The organism is Flavobacterium sp. (assembly GCF_044377315.1).
In the GTDB taxonomy this organism is placed as follows: domain Bacteria; phylum Bacteroidota; class Bacteroidia; order Flavobacteriales; family Flavobacteriaceae; genus Flavobacterium.
Map to the genome: position 1 here is coordinate 68,527 of NZ_JBILJG010000002.1, position 15,061 is coordinate 83,587.

Consider the following 15,061-nt stretch of genomic DNA (forward strand, 5'->3'; position numbering starts at 1 on the left):
CTTAGTTTATAGTTTTTTTTCTAAACTATTTTGTGTTTGAAATAATTAATTTTTGAGAGAACTCTTTGTTGTCTTTTGAAATTATTTTTACAATGTAAACACCATCGCTGTATGATGAAGTGGAATATTGATAAGTATCTTTTGATGAAGTTTCTTTCTTATCAAAAATCACTTTACCAACAACATCATATAACACTACATTATTTATTTCAATATTATTTGGATTTACAATATTTAGTAATTCTTTATTATTATTCTGGAAAACGGTAAAGTTAGAAACCGCATTATTATTTACCGCTAACGTTGAGTTAGTAAATGTTATTTCATATTGATTATTGTTAACACCAGCTGGAAGATTTACCTCAAACAATCCATTAACTATATCTGTATAAGTGTCATTTGTTTTGTCATGAACATAAACTTCTGGAGTTTCAAAATTAATCATTTCGTTTAATGTTAATTTGAAATTTGTAGTTGCATTGTTTTTAAAACCAAGAGGAATTTTTTTGTTTATATCAAATTCAATAACATTTATTAGGTATTGTTTGTCATCACCCAAATAAAAATAATAATCTTTATTATATCCATCTATTGATTCTGCTTCCATTGCATGTTCTGGACCATCAGAGGCTCCAGGTATTAAAACTAGTGCTGTTTGTCTAACCCCTAAGTTATCAATCATACCATTAAAACGTATTTGTGGAACTTGCGCAGTGCTTACGGTTGTATAGTCAAAACCAGAAACAGATGGGATTTCTGGTAAAAATCCAGCATTATTTATGTCATTAATTACTTTATCAGAACTAGTAGTAGCTGTTCTCTCAAATTGAGAGTAATTTGCGACACCTTCTTTTTGAAACACTCTATAACTATCTTTCATAGTTACTGTTCCTGCTGAACTTCCTTTTATATTGAAACCTTGCCCAACTGGACAAAATCTTCTTTGATACATTGCGCCAGAACCTACTTGAACTGGTATTGTTGCACCGCTTCCAGTATAATTATAAAACGTTGCTGGGAGATAAATACCCATATTCCCGTATGGAGCAACATTTGAACCGCCTAATGGAGAATACTCACCATATCCACCTTTATAATCTGCTAAATTATGTGAAAGAACCGTTTTGTCATGCTCCCAAAAATAAGCAATTCCATTACATGCAGAATTGGTGGGGTCAGCTAAAAATGCTTTTAAGTCTATAGCAGAAGGATAAGGATTTCCTGTTAAAGTTTCTTGTCCCGCAAGAACAGGAATTGAAATATCACCACTATTTGCTCTTCCTCTGAAATCGTATCGCTGCGCTGTTCCGGCAACGTTGTTGTTTGGTGTTGATTCACCTGGGTTCACAGCGTCTGCAAATGCTCCTGCAGCGTTGGTTCCTTTCATTGAAAAACCTCTTCCTGGAGGAATTGTACTAGCGCCACCTACATAATCCCATGCTGAATAAGTTGTGCCAGGGTCATAAGTGTAAATCCATCTTGAAGATATTTTTAGTGGGTTGGCTGTTCCGTTATGGTCGTTAAACGCTGATGCAACAGCAGCTGTAGAGACAGTGTTGGTTGTTGGTCTGTGCGCCATCGTTATACCAAAATCTCCTATGTTGGTTACTGGTGGGCCAGCTAATGCAGTTGTACTTCCAACAGGAGCACACCAATAGTTGTAAGCAAAGTGTCCAGAAGTTCCTTCTTGAAAAATTGAAATTCTACCCAATCCATTGTTAGTGTTAGCCCCAACTCTTCCTTGTAAAAGTTGTCCTTCATTTCTAAGATAAATAAAGTTATTTGCGGTTTGTAAATTGATTCCATTTTTGACAAAAACAAACGAATCCTTCACATATATAAATGAATTACCTATTGCTGTCATTGAAGTTTGAGCAAAAACTGTACAAGATAAAAATCCTATAATAAAGTATAATTTCTTCATAGTTGTTATTGGTTTATGTTTAGAAAACTAATAGTAGAATTCAAAATAATCAACAAAAATAAGGAAAAAAAGAAATAAATTTATATTCTGTGCTTTTTTTTTAATTTTTGATTTTTTTTAATTTTTCAAGTAAGTCAAAAATCGCCAAAAACGTTTAGATTTGGTGTACCTAAAATTCTTTTCATTTGCATAAGCTTCTCTTTCAAAAGATATATTTATATAAGCCTTTTTGCTATCTTTATATTGCATTAATCGAAATAAATATTCCGTAAAATACCAAAGATAAAAAGGCAAAATAAGCAACTCTAATTGTTGTCTTAAATGTATTCGTTCATGATTAATTAATACTTTATTCAACTTATCTTCTTTGTCTGCTAAAAGCACAAATGGATAAAATGTCAAACCTCGAAAACCTCTTGGCGTTAAATATTTAAAAACAATTAGAATCATATGATGCAAAGTTGCTAAATTTCTTCTTTTAAATTATATTTTGCCAAAGGAAAGAAGTAATCTTGGTTAAAAATATTTAATTTTGAAGAAAATTAAATATTTTTAAGTCGATTTGTACTTATGTTTGAAGATAGAAATGAAAATAAATTAATCGAAGGTGAAGATTTTTACTTAACGCCGGAGGGTTATCGATGTTTTACCGAAAAGCACCATCTAAAACGAGGTTACTGTTGCAAAAGCGGATGCCGACATTGTCCTTACGGATTTGATAAGAAGACAGGAACTTTGAAAAAGTAAAAATTGTATACTGTAAAATTGTATATTGTATAATGAAAAGAAAAAATACAATATATTGTAACATTTTACAACAATACATTTTACAACAATACATTTTACAACAATACATTTTACAACAATACATTTTACAACAATATATTATACATACAAAAATGACATTTCAAGAACAAATACTACAAGGAATTCCATCGGTTTTGCCAAATCCGAAGCCTTACGAGGTTGAAATAAATCATGCGCCAAAGCGAAAAGAAATTCTTTCAGACGACGAAAAAAAGTTGGCCTTAAAAAATGCGTTGCGTTATTTTGAACCTAAACATCACGCCGAATTACTTCCAGAATTCAAATCCGAATTAGAAACTTACGGAAGAATTTATATGTATCGCCTTCGTCCTGATTATAGAATGTTTGCAAGACCAATTTCAGAATATCCAGGAAAATGTGAACAAGCGAAAGCCATTATGTTGATGATTCAAAATAATTTGGATTATGCCGTAGCACAACATCCACATGAATTAATTACTTATGGAGGAAATGGCGCAGTATTTTCAAATTGGGCTCAGTATTTATTGACGATGAAATATTTGGCAGAAATGACCGAAGAACAGACTTTGGCCATGTATTCTGGCCATCCAATGGGATTATTCCCTTCTCATAAAGAAGCACCAAGGGTTGTGGTTACAAATGGAATGGTAATTCCTAACTATTCAAAACCGGATGATTGGGAAAAAATGAACGCTTTAGGTGTTTCACAATACGGACAAATGACTGCAGGAAGTTATATGTATATTGGTCCGCAAGGGATTGTTCACGGAACTACAATCACGGTTTTAAATGGATTCCGAAAAATAAAAAAATCTCCAAAAGGCGGATTATTTGTAACATCAGGGCTTGGAGGAATGTCTGGCGCACAACCTAAAGCAGGAAATATTGCAGGTTGCGTAACCGTTTGTGCCGAAGTAAATCCAAAAATTACACACATTCGTCATTCGCAAGGTTGGATTAATGAAGTGATTGAAAATATCGAAGAATTAGTTCCAAGAGTTAAAAAAGCTTTGGAAAATAACGAAATTGTTTCAATCGCCTATCTCGGAAATGTAGTTGATGTTTGGGAACGTTTCGACCAAGAAAACCTGCGTATCGATTTAGGTTCTGATCAAACTTCACTGCACAATCCTTGGGCTGGAGGTTATTATCCGACTGGTTACACTTTTGAACAATCTAATGATTTAATGGCTAATAATCCTGGTAAATTCAAAGAAGAAGTTCAAAAAACATTACGTCGACATGCAGCTGCAATAAATAAACATACCGAAAAAGGAACCTATTTCTTCGATTACGGAAATGCCTTTTTACTAGAAGCTTCACGTGCAGGAGCCGATGTTTTTGCGGAAAATCACATTGATTTTAAATACAATAGTTACGTTCAAGACATTATGGGGCCAATGTGTTTTGATTACGGATTTGGACCTTTTCGCTGGGTTTGTGCCTCAGGAAATCCCGAAGATTTAGCCAAAACCGACAAAATTGCCTGCGATGTTCTAGAAGAAATGATGAAAAATTCTCCAGAGGAAATTCAACAGCAAATGGCAGATAACATTCAATGGATAAAAGGCGCTCAAGAAAATAAATTGGTAGTTGGTTCACAAGCAAGAATTCTTTATGCTGATGCAGAGGGTAGAATTAAAATCGCTGAAGCTTTCAATCAAGCCATTGCTCATGGCGAAATTGGATATGTAATTTTAGGAAGAGATCATCACGACGTTTCAGGAACCGATTCACCATATCGTGAAACTTCAAATATATATGACGGTTCTCGTTTTACTGCTGATATGGCAATCCAAAATGTAATCGGAGACAGTTTCCGTGGAGCAACTTGGGTTTCTATTCACAATGGCGGCGGTGTTGGTTGGGGCGAAGTTATTAATGGTGGTTTTGGTATGGTTCTTGACGGAACTAAAGAGGCATCAAGACGTTTAGAATCAATGCTTTTTTGGGATGTAAACAACGGAATTTCAAGAAGAAGTTGGGCAAGAAACGAAGGAGCTATTTTTGCAATAAAAAGAGCTATGGAGACACAACCTTTATTAAAAGTGACCATTCCTAATATAGTTGACGATGGACTTTTTTAACTAAAAAATATAAATTATGAAATCAATTCAAAAATTAACTACGGTTTTAGTTCTCTTTCTTTTTGCTTCATGCGCATCAGTTAGAGTAGCTTCTGATTTTGATAAAAGTGTAGATTTTACGAAATTCAAAACTTATGCATATTATAAAAATGGTATAGATAAAGTAGAAATTTCTGATTTGGACAAAAAAAGAATTCTACGTTCAATAGATGAGGTTATGGCTTCTAAAGGTTTTGTAAAAAGTGAAACACCTGATTTGTTGGTAAACATCTTTACAAAAGAACGAGAAGAAGTTAATGTTAATCAATTCAACGATGGTTGGGGCTACGGCTGGGGCTGGGGCTGGAATCCGTTTGGTTTTGGTGTGCAAACATCGGTTTCTACTAATACAGAAGGAACTTTATTCATTGATTTAATTGACGCTTCCAAAAAAGAAATGATTTGGCAAGGTGAAGGTTCGGGCTATTTAACAAAAAACACAGCCAAGAAAGATGAAAGAGTGAAAGAATTTGTTTCTAAAATTTTAGAACAGTATCCACCAAAAATTCAAGAAAATAAATAAATTTTATTTAGTAATCTTCTAGATTTATTAAACAAATATGGAAATTTTATTTTCAGTAAGTAGAAAAAAAAATTAATTGTAAGCCTTCTTGCTGTATTTGTTTTATTACAAATGTATTCTCAAACTAAAGATTGAAGTTGAGAAAACTTAGCAAGCAGATTGGTTTTCAGAAATTTGATATTAGTTTAAATATTACGTCAACTTCTTATGTAATCAACTATATTTGTCGGCTTTTTAAAATTTAAGAATAATGTCAAAAAATAGTTTGTTAAAAGGAGTTTTTCTTGTTGGTCTTGGTGCTACTAGTTATGGAATGTTAGCTACGTTTGTAAAATTAGCTTACGATGAAGGATTTACAACCGCTGAAGTTACTTCGTCTCAATTTATTTTGGGAATTTTAGGCGTTTTTATAATCAATATTTTTCAAAAATATAGAACTAATCAAGTTGTAGAGAAAGCTTCAACAAAAAATATTGTTCATTTAATGCTTGCCGGAACCTCACTTGGTATGACAAGTGTTTTTTATTACTTATCCGTAAAATATATTGATGTTTCTATTGCTATTGTTTTACTTATGCAAACCGTTTGGATGGGTGTTTTCCTCGAATGGTTTATTGAAAAAAGAAAACCGTCAAATCAAAAAATCATTTCGGTATTACTTGTTTTAGTTGGAACAATTTTAGCAACAAATCTAATTAATAATCAATTTACTATTGATTGGCGAGGTATTTTATGGGGAATGTTAGCAGCAGCTTCTTTTACAACCACAATGTTTACTGCCAATAAAGTTGCACTTGGAATTTCTTCTGCTCAGCGAAGTTTATATATGCTTCTTGGTGGTGCAATTATTGTTTTTGGATTTGGAATTTTCACACAAATCACACCTTATGATTATTCAATATTTTTAAAATGGGGGATTTTTTTAGCACTTTTCGGTACAATTATTCCGCCTTTATTGATGAATGCTGGTTTTCCAATAACAGGAATTGGTCTTGGAAGTATTGTTTCTGCTCTTGAACTACCTGTTTCGGTCTTAATGGCTTTTCTCATTTTAAATGAAAATGTTGTTTTTTTACAATGGATTGGAATTATTCTTATCATTATAGCAATAGTAATTATGAATATAAAGTTTAGTAAATAATTCAATTTTTCTTCACTTTATTTATAATAATTACATTTTCTTATACTTCTGTATTTAATTAATTTAGATTTTTAATTGTGAAATAACTTTTTCCAGAATTATTTGGAACGTATTGTTAGTTATAGGCGGTTGCGGAAGTGCCGTTTTTAATTCCAAAATTCCAGATTTATGAATCGAATTTGTCCGTGTTTTACTAGCTTTTGGATTTATCACCAATTGCTGTTACATTAGTGTTGTATTTATTTATAAGTTTGTTTTTGAAAAAAATAAAGACTAAAATTCAAATATAATAATACAGAATCGTTCGTTAATTCGAGCGGTTTTTTTATTTTTGGAATATGAATTTATTATTCCCACAAGAAAAAATTGTTTTCGATTTACCTGATGCCGAAATTGAGTATCATCCATCATTATTCGATTCTGAAAAATCTAATGAACTTTTTCAATTACTCAAAAATGAAATTCCTTGGCAACATGATGAAATAACTGTTTATGGTAGAAAACATTTTCAGCCAAGATTAACTTCTCTTTATGGAAATGATGGAAAACCCTACGGTTATTCAAATATTATTATGCGACCTAATAGATGGAATTCTTTATTAATGTTCATTAAAAATAATGTTGAAAGCATTTGTAACGAAAATTTCACTACAGTTTTACTTAATTATTATCGTGATGGTAAAGATAGCAATGGTTGGCATGCAGATAATGAGAAGGAATTAGGTAGAAATCCCATAATTGCCTCAGTAAGTTTTGGTGTTGAAAGAGTTTTTCAGCTGAAACACAATGTAACTAATCAAAGACAAAGCATTAATCTTGAAAACGGAAGTTTATTAGTGATGAAAGGTGCTACACAGCATTTTTGGAAGCATCAAATCCCGAAAAGTTCTAAAGAAATAGGGGCAAGGATTAACCTTACTTTTAGAATTATTAAATAAATTTTTAAAAATTTTGACCAAAATTAAAAAGTAATTATTTTTTTTCTTAATATTGGTATATCAATTGATTTAAAAATAAGAATTAACATTAAAATTATGCTTTTCGACTAATGAAAAAAAGTAAAAGAGTAGAACTTGATAACGAACAGTTAGAACGAGTTATAAGTATGGCTCAAGAGGAAAAAAAACCTTTTGAAGTTTTAAAAGCTGAGTTTGGTATTACAGAAAATGAAGTAACTGAACTATTGCGAAAAAGATTGTCTAAAGAAAATTTTGAACTTTGGAAAAAGAAGGTTACCGCAAGTAAACCCAAACCTAAACCAGCAGTCGAAGATGATTTTGACGATTTAGATGGTAAGTATTATATGAAAAATAAATTTGATTAAAAATATAACTCTTGTTCAGCAAGAGTTTTTTTTATGTATTAAAAATTGTGAAACTTTATATTTTTCATTTCTTTGCGACTTATTAAAATTATAAAATGGAAAAACAGTTAATCATTCTAGCAGTTGTGTTTTCAATCTTTTCTTGTAGTAAAAATGAAAACAACTTGCACATAACAGGAAACATTAAAGGATTAAATAATGGAACACTTTATATTCAGAAAATAGTCGATACACTTTTGATTCCAATTGATACAATAAAAATTGATGGCAAATCAGAATTTGAAAGTCATTTAAAAATTGATTCTCCCGAAATGTATTATCTTTTTTTAGATAGAGGTGTAACCAATTCGTTGGATAATAACATTCCGTTTTTTGCAGAAGCAGGCGAGATTTCGATACAAACTTCTTTAGAAAATTATCTTTCCGAAGCCAAAATTACTGGTTCTAAAAACCATGATAAGTTTGAAGAATACAAATTAGTAAACTCAAGATATATTGATAAAAATTTAGATTTAGTTCAGATGCAATTTATGGATTTTCAAAATAAAGCGTTTACGCAAGCTGATAGCATTGCAAAAGAACAAGATTTGGTCACCAAAAGACGTTATTTGTATGCAGTAAATTTTGCATTAAATAATAAAGAGTATGAAGTAGCACCCTTTATAGCTTTGTCTGAAATTCCAGATGTCAATTTGAAATATCTAGACACCATTCAAAAAATGATGACGCCTAAAGTTGCAAAATCTATGTATGGTAAAAAATTAAAAGATTTTTATAAAGAAAGAAGAAAAGTAGAGAAGTAATAGAATATTCTTAAAACGAAAAAAACCATAAGTTCTTAGCTTATGGTTTTTTTGTATAAAAAAAGAGAAAACTTTCGTTTTCTCTTTTTGAGCCGGCGGAGGGACTCGAACCCACGACCTGCTGATTACAAATCAGCTGCTCTAGCCAACTGAGCTACGCTGGCGACTCATTTCGAGTGCAAATATAAAGTTGAATTTTAAATATCCAAAATAAAAAGCAACTTTTTTTAAGCTTTTTTTTATTGTAAACCGTTGATTTTTTCAACCAATTGATTTGCAGCTTGTTCTAATTCTGAACCAATTTGTTTGAAATGTGCTTTTTTGTTTTCAACATTTTTAGCATTTACTTTTAAGATTAAACTATCAAAAGTTGTGATTGCTTCATCAATTACAGCATTGCTTTCAGGAGTTGGTTTTCCAGTAGTAGCCATTTCATATAAGTAAACAGCTTCTATAATATCACCTAAAACAAAATTGATATCTTTTTTTAAATTTTTAACACTTGGCATTTTCTTCTATTTTTTAAAATTTGATGCAAAACTACATATAATCTTTCTAATAAAGGTTAAGAAATGTAAATTTCTAACAAAGAGGCTTTTCCATTAATTTTAAACAAAGCCATTTCTGCAGGAACTAAAACAGTATCACCTGTTTTATAAGTGTAACTTTCTCCTTTATATTCTAATTCAAAATTGCCTTCCACACACATATAAACGGTAAATGATTTTTTGTCTTTTTTAACTTCAATTTTTCCATCAAGTGGAATGAAATTAGTTGTAAAATAAGGACAATTTACCATTTCGTTAGAACAATTTACAACTTTAGAATAGTCTTTTTGAGCTTCAACTACATTATAGTTTATGGCATCCAAAGCTAAATCAATATGTAATTCACGTGTATTCCCTTGATTATCAACTCTGTCAAAATCATATAATCTATAAGTAATATCAGAGGTTTGTTGAATTTCTGCAATTACTGTTCCAGCTCCAATGGCATGGACAGTTCCTGTTTCAAGGAAAAAAACATCTCCTTTTTTTACTTTTTTAGTATCTAAAATATCAATTATAGTTTTGTTTTCAAGACTTTTTAAATATTCATTTGGTGAAGATTTTTCTTTGAAACCAACTATTAGTCGAGTATTTTCATCAGCTTGCATGACATACCACATTTCGGTTTTACCAAACGAATTATGACGTTTAGCTGCCAATTCATCATTAGGATGCACTTGAATTGATAAATCCTCACGAGCATCAAGATATTTGAAAAGTAATGGAAATTGTTTTCCAAATTGCTCATAAACTTTTGTCCCTAAAACTTCTTTTGGAAATTCAGAAATGATTTCATTTAAAGATTTTCCTTTAAAAAAACCATTGGCAATGACACTAACGTCGTTTTCTACTGTAGAAATTTCCCAACTTTCTCCAGTTATTTCAGAAAAAATAGGTTTGTTTAAATAGGTTTTTAACTTTGTTCCGCCCCAAATTCTGTCTTTTAGAATCGGCTCGAATTGTAATGGATATAATTTCATTTAGTAAATTAAATATGCAAAGATGCAAAATTTGAAATAAATTATTTTGTCAATTTCTTCAAGATTTCTAATGCTTTTTCAATATGAATCTTGGCAGACATACTATTGAAAATTAGTAAAATGTTTCCGTTTTTATCAGTTACAAAAGTTTCTCGCCCCGGAATTACAAGCATATTATTTTGAACTCCAAAAAGTTTTCTGATTTTTTTTTCGTTATCAGAAAGCAATATAAAAGGTAAGTTAAATTTACTTTTAAACTGAATATGTGAACGAACACTATCAGAACTTATTCCGATAATTTCTGCACCTAAATCTTTAAAATCTTGATAATTATCTCTAAAACTGCAAGCTTGTGTCGTACAACCTGGCGTATTGTCTTTTGGATAAAAATAAATTACAAGCGGTTGTTTTCCGATGTAATCTTGACTGTCAAAAAGATTTCCATTGGTATCTTTTGCAGTAAAGCTTGGAACTTTATCGCCAATTTTTAACGCCATTTTAGTTACCTTTATAGGTTACAAAGTTGCGCGGTGTTTCATAAAGCGTTATTTCTAGTTCTTTATTAGTATCAATAGTAGTTCTTAATTTATTCCATATTACTACTGCAATATTTTCGGCAGTTGGGTTTAAATTTGCAAAATCGGGAACATCAAGATTCAAATTTTTATGATCAAAAGCGTTTTCTACGTGTTCTCTAATTAAATCTGATAGTATTTTCACATCAATTACAAAACCAGTTTCTTGGTCAATATCGCCAGTAACCGAAACAATTAATTCGTAATTGTGTCCGTGAAAGTTCGGATTGTTACATTTTCCAAAAATAGCTTCATTTTGTTCCATAGTCCAATCTTTTCGATATAATCGATGCGCTGCATTAAAGTGTGCTTTTCTAGAAACTGTTACTTTCATTTTTTGGTTTTGTAATTTAATAATTAAAATTTATAATTTGTGTTCTTCTAAATAATGGTAAAATTCGTCAAAAATAATTTTGAACCAAACTGTATAAATTTCAGGATTTTGAATCATATCTTTTTTAATATCCTCAATGGTCATCCATTTCCAGCTTTCAACTTCTTCACTATTAATATTAGGTTCATCGTTTGAATAACCAATCATTACATGGTCGAGTTCATGCTCGGTCAAACCATTGTCAAAAGGGGCTTTGTATATAAAATGAAACAACTCTTTCAATTCAGTTTTGAAACCCATTTCTTCATACAATCGGCGTTTTCCGGCTTCAATATTGGTTTCTCCAGCGCGCTGATGACTACAACAAGTATTTGTCCATAACAGTGGCGAATGGTATTTGTGATGAGCACGTTGTTGCAACATGACTTCATTTTTATCATTTAAAACAAAAACAGAAAAGGCACGATGCAAAACCGCTTTTTCGTGAGCTTCGAGTTTGTTCATCAAACCAATTGGTTCGTCTTTTTCGTTGACTAATATGACTTGTTCTTCCTTCATAACATTTTTATACTCGTCAAAAATACGAAAAAATATATCCTTAAGTAATTATGTCAATCAAACAACCGTTAAACTTTCCTTAAATCTCTATTTCAACACTTTCTTAACATTTTATTTTGGTTTTTCCTGAGTAAATTTGTTAAAATTAAAAAAAAAGGAATTTATGTCAAAATCAAATGCAATTTTCACATTCCTATCATTGTTGCCGTTATTTATATTTAGCGCTTGCGGTCAATCAACTAAAAAATCTGAATCAAAAAAAATGGAAAATGTAATCAGCAAACCTGAAAATCCTTATTATTCTAATACAGATACGACCAAATTGAATGTGTCAAACACTGAATGGAAAAAGATTTTATCTCAAAATTTATATGCAGTAGCAAGAGAAGCAGATACCGAAAGAGCTTTTACTGGAACAATGTGGAATTCTGAAACTAAAGGAACTTATTACTGTGCAACTTGTGGAAATAAACTATTTAAATCAGACCAGAAATTTACCAGTAGTTGTGGTTGGCCAAGTTTTTTTGAACAAGAAAATAAAGAAAGTATCACTTTTAAAGATGATAATTCTTATGGAATGAGAAGAGTTGAAGCCAATTGCGGTCGATGTGATTCACACTTAGGACATTTGTTTGACGATGGTCCGGAACCAACCGGAAAAAGATATTGCATGAACGCGATTTCGTTAGATTTTGTGCCTGATGCAATTGCAACCAATAAGTCAAATCTTGATAAGATTGTGATAGGTGGCGGATGTTATTGGTGTGTAGAAGCAGTTTATGAAAACTTACAAGGTGTTGAGAAAGTTGTTTCTGGTTTTGCTGGCGGAAATGTTGAAAATCCTAGTTATGAACAAGTTTGTTCTGGTACAACTGGCGCTGCCGAAGTAGTAGAAATTACTTATGATAAAACCAAAACCAATTTGGATGAAATTTTCGAAGTTTTTTTTACCGTTCATGACCCAACAACATTAAATAGACAAGGAGCAGATGTTGGTACGCAATATCGTTCGGTGATTTTTCATGAAAGTGAAGAACAGAAAAAAGCAGCTCAAAGCATTATTGATGAATTGAATAATTCTAAAGTTTATGCAAGCAAAATTGTTACAACATTAGAACCATTTAAAAAGTTCTATAAAGCTGAAGAATACCATCAAAATTATTACAATAACAACAAGAGCAAGCCTTATTGCCAAATGGTAATTCAACCTAAAATAGAAAAATTTGAAAAGGTTTTTAAAGATAGGTTGAAGAAGTAGTTTCTATGTTTATTTTTAAATAAAGTTCATTCAAAACTTCATAAATATTTGAAAAGCCACAACTTTTTAGTTTTTTCTGCTTTTTGGATGGACAAAAGAATCGGCAGAATTGTATCTGGAGATGTAAATTTTATCAAAAAACCCTTTTAATTTAAAATTGATATTTGAGTTTTCATAATATAAATAGGAATAAATCTTATTCAAAAATTCATATGAAAATACAGATTGATTATTAGTTATTTATTCTTAAATAATTTGGGGAAGAACTTTTTTACCTTAAATCTATTATTTCAAAATTTCAGCAATTTTTAGAGCACACTTTTCACCATCGATTGCTGCCGAAATAATGCCGCCAGCATAACCTGCACCTTCACCACATGGATACAAACCTTTTATTTGAACATGTTCTAGAGTTTCGTTATCTCTTGGAATTCTTACTGGCGATGAGGTTCTGCTTTCTGGCGCATGAAGAATGGCTTCGTTGGTCATATAACCACGCATCGATTTTCCAAATTCAATAAAACCTTCACGCATTATTTGAGTCAAAAATCCCGGAAAAACTTGCCCCATTTCAACAGAAGTAGTTCCAGGAACATAAGAAGTTTTTGGAATAGTTGTAGAAACTTTATTTTGAGTAAAATCAATCATTCGTTGTGCGGGAACTTTTTGAGTTTGTCCAGCTAAATGCCATGCCTTTTGTTCGATAGCTTTTTGAAATTCCATTCCGGCAAGTGCTCCGAATTTAGCAAATGGTTTGAAATCTTCCAATTTTAATTCGACTACGATTCCAGAATTTGCCGTACTTTGGTCACGTTTAGATGGCGACCAACCATTGGTTACAACTTCGCCAGGACTAGTAGCACAAGGAGCAATAACGCCACCCGGACACATACAAAACGAATACATGCCGCGACCATTAACTTGTTTTACAATCGAGTAGGGTGCTGGTGGTAAATAATCACCACGAAAATCACACGAATATTGAATTTTGTCTATCAATTCTTGCGGATGTTCAGCTCGAACGCCCAATGCAAAAGGTTTTGCTTCGATAAAAATTTTCTTTCTATCTAATAATTCAAAAATATCTCTAGCCGAATGTCCAGTTGCTAGAATAACTTTATTTGCAGAAATTATATCGCCTTTTTGAGTAGTAATTCCTTGAATTTCATTGTTTTTTATAACAAAATCTGTTACACGAGTTTCAAATAAAACTTGTCCACCACTTTCGATAATTTTTTCACGAATATCTTGAATGATTTGAGGCAATTTGTTGGTTCCAATATGCGGATGTGCTTCAATTAAAATGTCTTCGGAAGCACCAAAGCCGACTAATAATTGTAGAATTCTATCGACATCACCTCGTTTTTTGGAACGAGTGTATAATTTTCCATCAGAATAAGTTCCTGCGCCGCCTTCGCCAAAACAATAATTGGAATCTTCGTTTACAATATGTTCAACATTTATGGCTTTTAAATCTCTACGACGACCACGAACATCTTTTCCACGTTCAAGTACAATTGGTTTTAAACCTAATTCAATCAATTGCAATGCTGCAAAAAGTCCTGCTGGTCCAGCGCCTACAATAATTATTTCTCGCGAATTGGATACATTTTTATAGTCAGGAAGTTCAATTTTCTGTTCAACAACAGTTTCATTTTTAAAGAAAACAATTCCTTTTATATTGAATTTTATTGCTTTTTGGCGTGCATCGATTGAACGTTTTACTACCACAACCTTTTGAATTTCATTTACAGAAGTATGAAATAACTTTGCAACATGCTCATTTAGTAATGATTCGTTGTGAGCAATTTCGGGAGTGACTTGAGTTTGAATTTCGCGAGGCATAAATTGATTTTTGGCAAAAATAGTAATTTGAAAATTGTTATTGTAATTTTGCAGAAGAACAACAATTTATATGTCGAGAAAAATTAAACTCATTTGGGATTTTCGTGGAGAAGTTGCTGCAAAAACTGCTGAACATCACGAAATTCATTTGAAAGAATACATTGCAATAGAAAACTTTCCTATCAATATAACAGGATTTGAAGTTTTAAATGAAATGTATGCCATAGCATTTATGGTAGTTACAGACGAAAATATGATTCAAGTTCGTGATGCTTTAAAACCGCATCGAGGAGAATTGTTTGAATAGTTTTCAGTCGCAGTCACAGTTTTTAG

General features: G+C 31.6%; 17 protein-coding genes and 1 tRNA gene. 9 read left to right on the top strand and 9 right to left on the bottom strand.

The annotated features are described in order from the left end of the window. Window positions 1-25: 25 nt before the first annotated feature. Window positions 26-1,924, bottom strand: coding sequence for a T9SS type A sorting domain-containing protein (locus ACIQ66_RS01045; protein ID WP_396210964.1), 1,899 nt, complete (start codon window positions 1,922-1,924; stop codon window positions 26-28). Between the two features lie 117 nt (window positions 1,925-2,041). After that, complete coding sequence (locus tag ACIQ66_RS01050; protein ID WP_396210965.1) at window positions 2,042-2,374, bottom strand: hypothetical protein; 333 nt, start codon at window positions 2,372-2,374, stop codon at window positions 2,042-2,044. Window positions 2,375-2,494: 120 nt separating this feature from the next. Here ACIQ66_RS01050 and ACIQ66_RS01055 point away from each other — a divergent pair, with 120 nt between their 5' ends. The 7 genes from ACIQ66_RS01055 (at window position 2,495) to ACIQ66_RS01085 (ending at window position 8,630) form a co-directional block, all read left to right on the top strand. Next, window positions 2,495-2,671, top strand: a complete 177-nt coding sequence (locus ACIQ66_RS01055) for a DUF5522 domain-containing protein (protein WP_396210966.1) — start codon at window positions 2,495-2,497, stop codon at window positions 2,669-2,671. Window positions 2,672-2,823: 152 nt separating this feature from the next. Further along, a complete protein-coding gene (locus tag ACIQ66_RS01060) occupies window positions 2,824-4,800 on the top strand; it encodes a urocanate hydratase (protein ID WP_396210967.1) in 1,977 nt (658 codons plus the stop codon). A 16-nt stretch (window positions 4,801-4,816) separates the two neighbouring features. After that, the gene (locus ACIQ66_RS01065) at window positions 4,817-5,362 is read left to right on the top strand and encodes a DUF4136 domain-containing protein (protein ID WP_396210968.1); all 546 of its coding nucleotides are present in this window, start codon (window positions 4,817-4,819) and stop codon (window positions 5,360-5,362) included. Window positions 5,363-5,612: 250 nt separating this feature from the next. Continuing rightward, window positions 5,613-6,503 carry an EamA family transporter gene (locus ACIQ66_RS01070; RefSeq protein ID WP_396210969.1) on the top strand — a complete coding sequence of 297 codons (891 nt, stop codon included), beginning with the start codon at window positions 5,613-5,615 and terminating at the stop codon, window positions 6,501-6,503. Window positions 6,504-6,841: 338 nt separating this feature from the next. Next, window positions 6,842-7,441, top strand: coding sequence for an alpha-ketoglutarate-dependent dioxygenase AlkB family protein (locus ACIQ66_RS01075; RefSeq protein WP_396210970.1), 600 nt, complete (start codon window positions 6,842-6,844; stop codon window positions 7,439-7,441). Window positions 7,442-7,551: 110 nt separating this feature from the next. Beyond that, entirely contained in the window at window positions 7,552-7,827 is a 276-nt protein-coding gene (locus ACIQ66_RS01080) for a TIGR03643 family protein (RefSeq protein ID WP_396210971.1), read from the top strand. A 95-nt stretch (window positions 7,828-7,922) separates the two neighbouring features. Beyond that, on the top strand, window positions 7,923-8,630 hold the full coding sequence (locus ACIQ66_RS01085; RefSeq protein ID WP_396210972.1) for a DUF4369 domain-containing protein: 708 nt from the start codon (window positions 7,923-7,925) through the stop codon (window positions 8,628-8,630). Between the two features lie 90 nt (window positions 8,631-8,720). On the opposite strand, the gene ACIQ66_RS01090 is transcribed toward ACIQ66_RS01085, so the two are convergent. The 6 genes from ACIQ66_RS01090 to idi all read right to left on the bottom strand — a co-directional run bounded on the left by ACIQ66_RS01090 (window position 8,721) and on the right by idi (window position 11,625). Then, a tRNA-Thr gene (locus tag ACIQ66_RS01090) sits at window positions 8,721-8,794 on the bottom strand. Between the two features lie 75 nt (window positions 8,795-8,869). Continuing rightward, window positions 8,870-9,139 (bottom strand): hypothetical protein, encoded by a 270-nt coding sequence (locus ACIQ66_RS01095; RefSeq protein ID WP_396210973.1) that lies wholly within the window; start codon window positions 9,137-9,139, stop codon window positions 8,870-8,872. Window positions 9,140-9,195: 56 nt separating this feature from the next. Continuing rightward, a complete protein-coding gene (locus ACIQ66_RS01100) occupies window positions 9,196-10,158 on the bottom strand; it encodes a type I phosphomannose isomerase catalytic subunit (RefSeq protein WP_396210974.1) in 963 nt (320 codons plus the stop codon). A 41-nt stretch (window positions 10,159-10,199) separates the two neighbouring features. Further along, the gene (locus tag ACIQ66_RS01105; RefSeq protein WP_396210975.1) at window positions 10,200-10,655 is read right to left on the bottom strand and encodes a peroxiredoxin; all 456 of its coding nucleotides are present in this window, start codon (window positions 10,653-10,655) and stop codon (window positions 10,200-10,202) included. A gap of 1 nt (window position 10,656) precedes the next feature. Then, window positions 10,657-11,067, bottom strand: coding sequence for a 6-pyruvoyl trahydropterin synthase family protein (locus tag ACIQ66_RS01110; protein ID WP_396210976.1), 411 nt, complete (start codon window positions 11,065-11,067; stop codon window positions 10,657-10,659). A gap of 30 nt (window positions 11,068-11,097) precedes the next feature. Continuing rightward, complete coding sequence (gene idi / locus ACIQ66_RS01115; RefSeq protein ID WP_396210977.1) at window positions 11,098-11,625, bottom strand: isopentenyl-diphosphate Delta-isomerase; 528 nt, start codon at window positions 11,623-11,625, stop codon at window positions 11,098-11,100. Between the two features lie 163 nt (window positions 11,626-11,788). On the opposite strand from idi, the gene ACIQ66_RS01120 reads away from it, so the two are divergent. Next, window positions 11,789-12,883 (top strand): bifunctional methionine sulfoxide reductase B/A protein, encoded by a 1,095-nt coding sequence (locus tag ACIQ66_RS01120; protein ID WP_396210978.1) that lies wholly within the window; start codon window positions 11,789-11,791, stop codon window positions 12,881-12,883. A gap of 285 nt (window positions 12,884-13,168) precedes the next feature. On the opposite strand, the gene ACIQ66_RS01125 is transcribed toward ACIQ66_RS01120, so the two are convergent. Beyond that, the gene (locus ACIQ66_RS01125; RefSeq protein ID WP_396210979.1) at window positions 13,169-14,728 is read right to left on the bottom strand and encodes an NAD(P)/FAD-dependent oxidoreductase; all 1,560 of its coding nucleotides are present in this window, start codon (window positions 14,726-14,728) and stop codon (window positions 13,169-13,171) included. A gap of 70 nt (window positions 14,729-14,798) precedes the next feature. On the opposite strand from ACIQ66_RS01125, the gene ACIQ66_RS01130 reads away from it, so the two are divergent. Further along, a complete protein-coding gene (locus ACIQ66_RS01130) occupies window positions 14,799-15,035 on the top strand; it encodes a hypothetical protein (RefSeq protein ID WP_396210980.1) in 237 nt (78 codons plus the stop codon). Window positions 15,036-15,061: the final 26 nt, after the last annotated feature.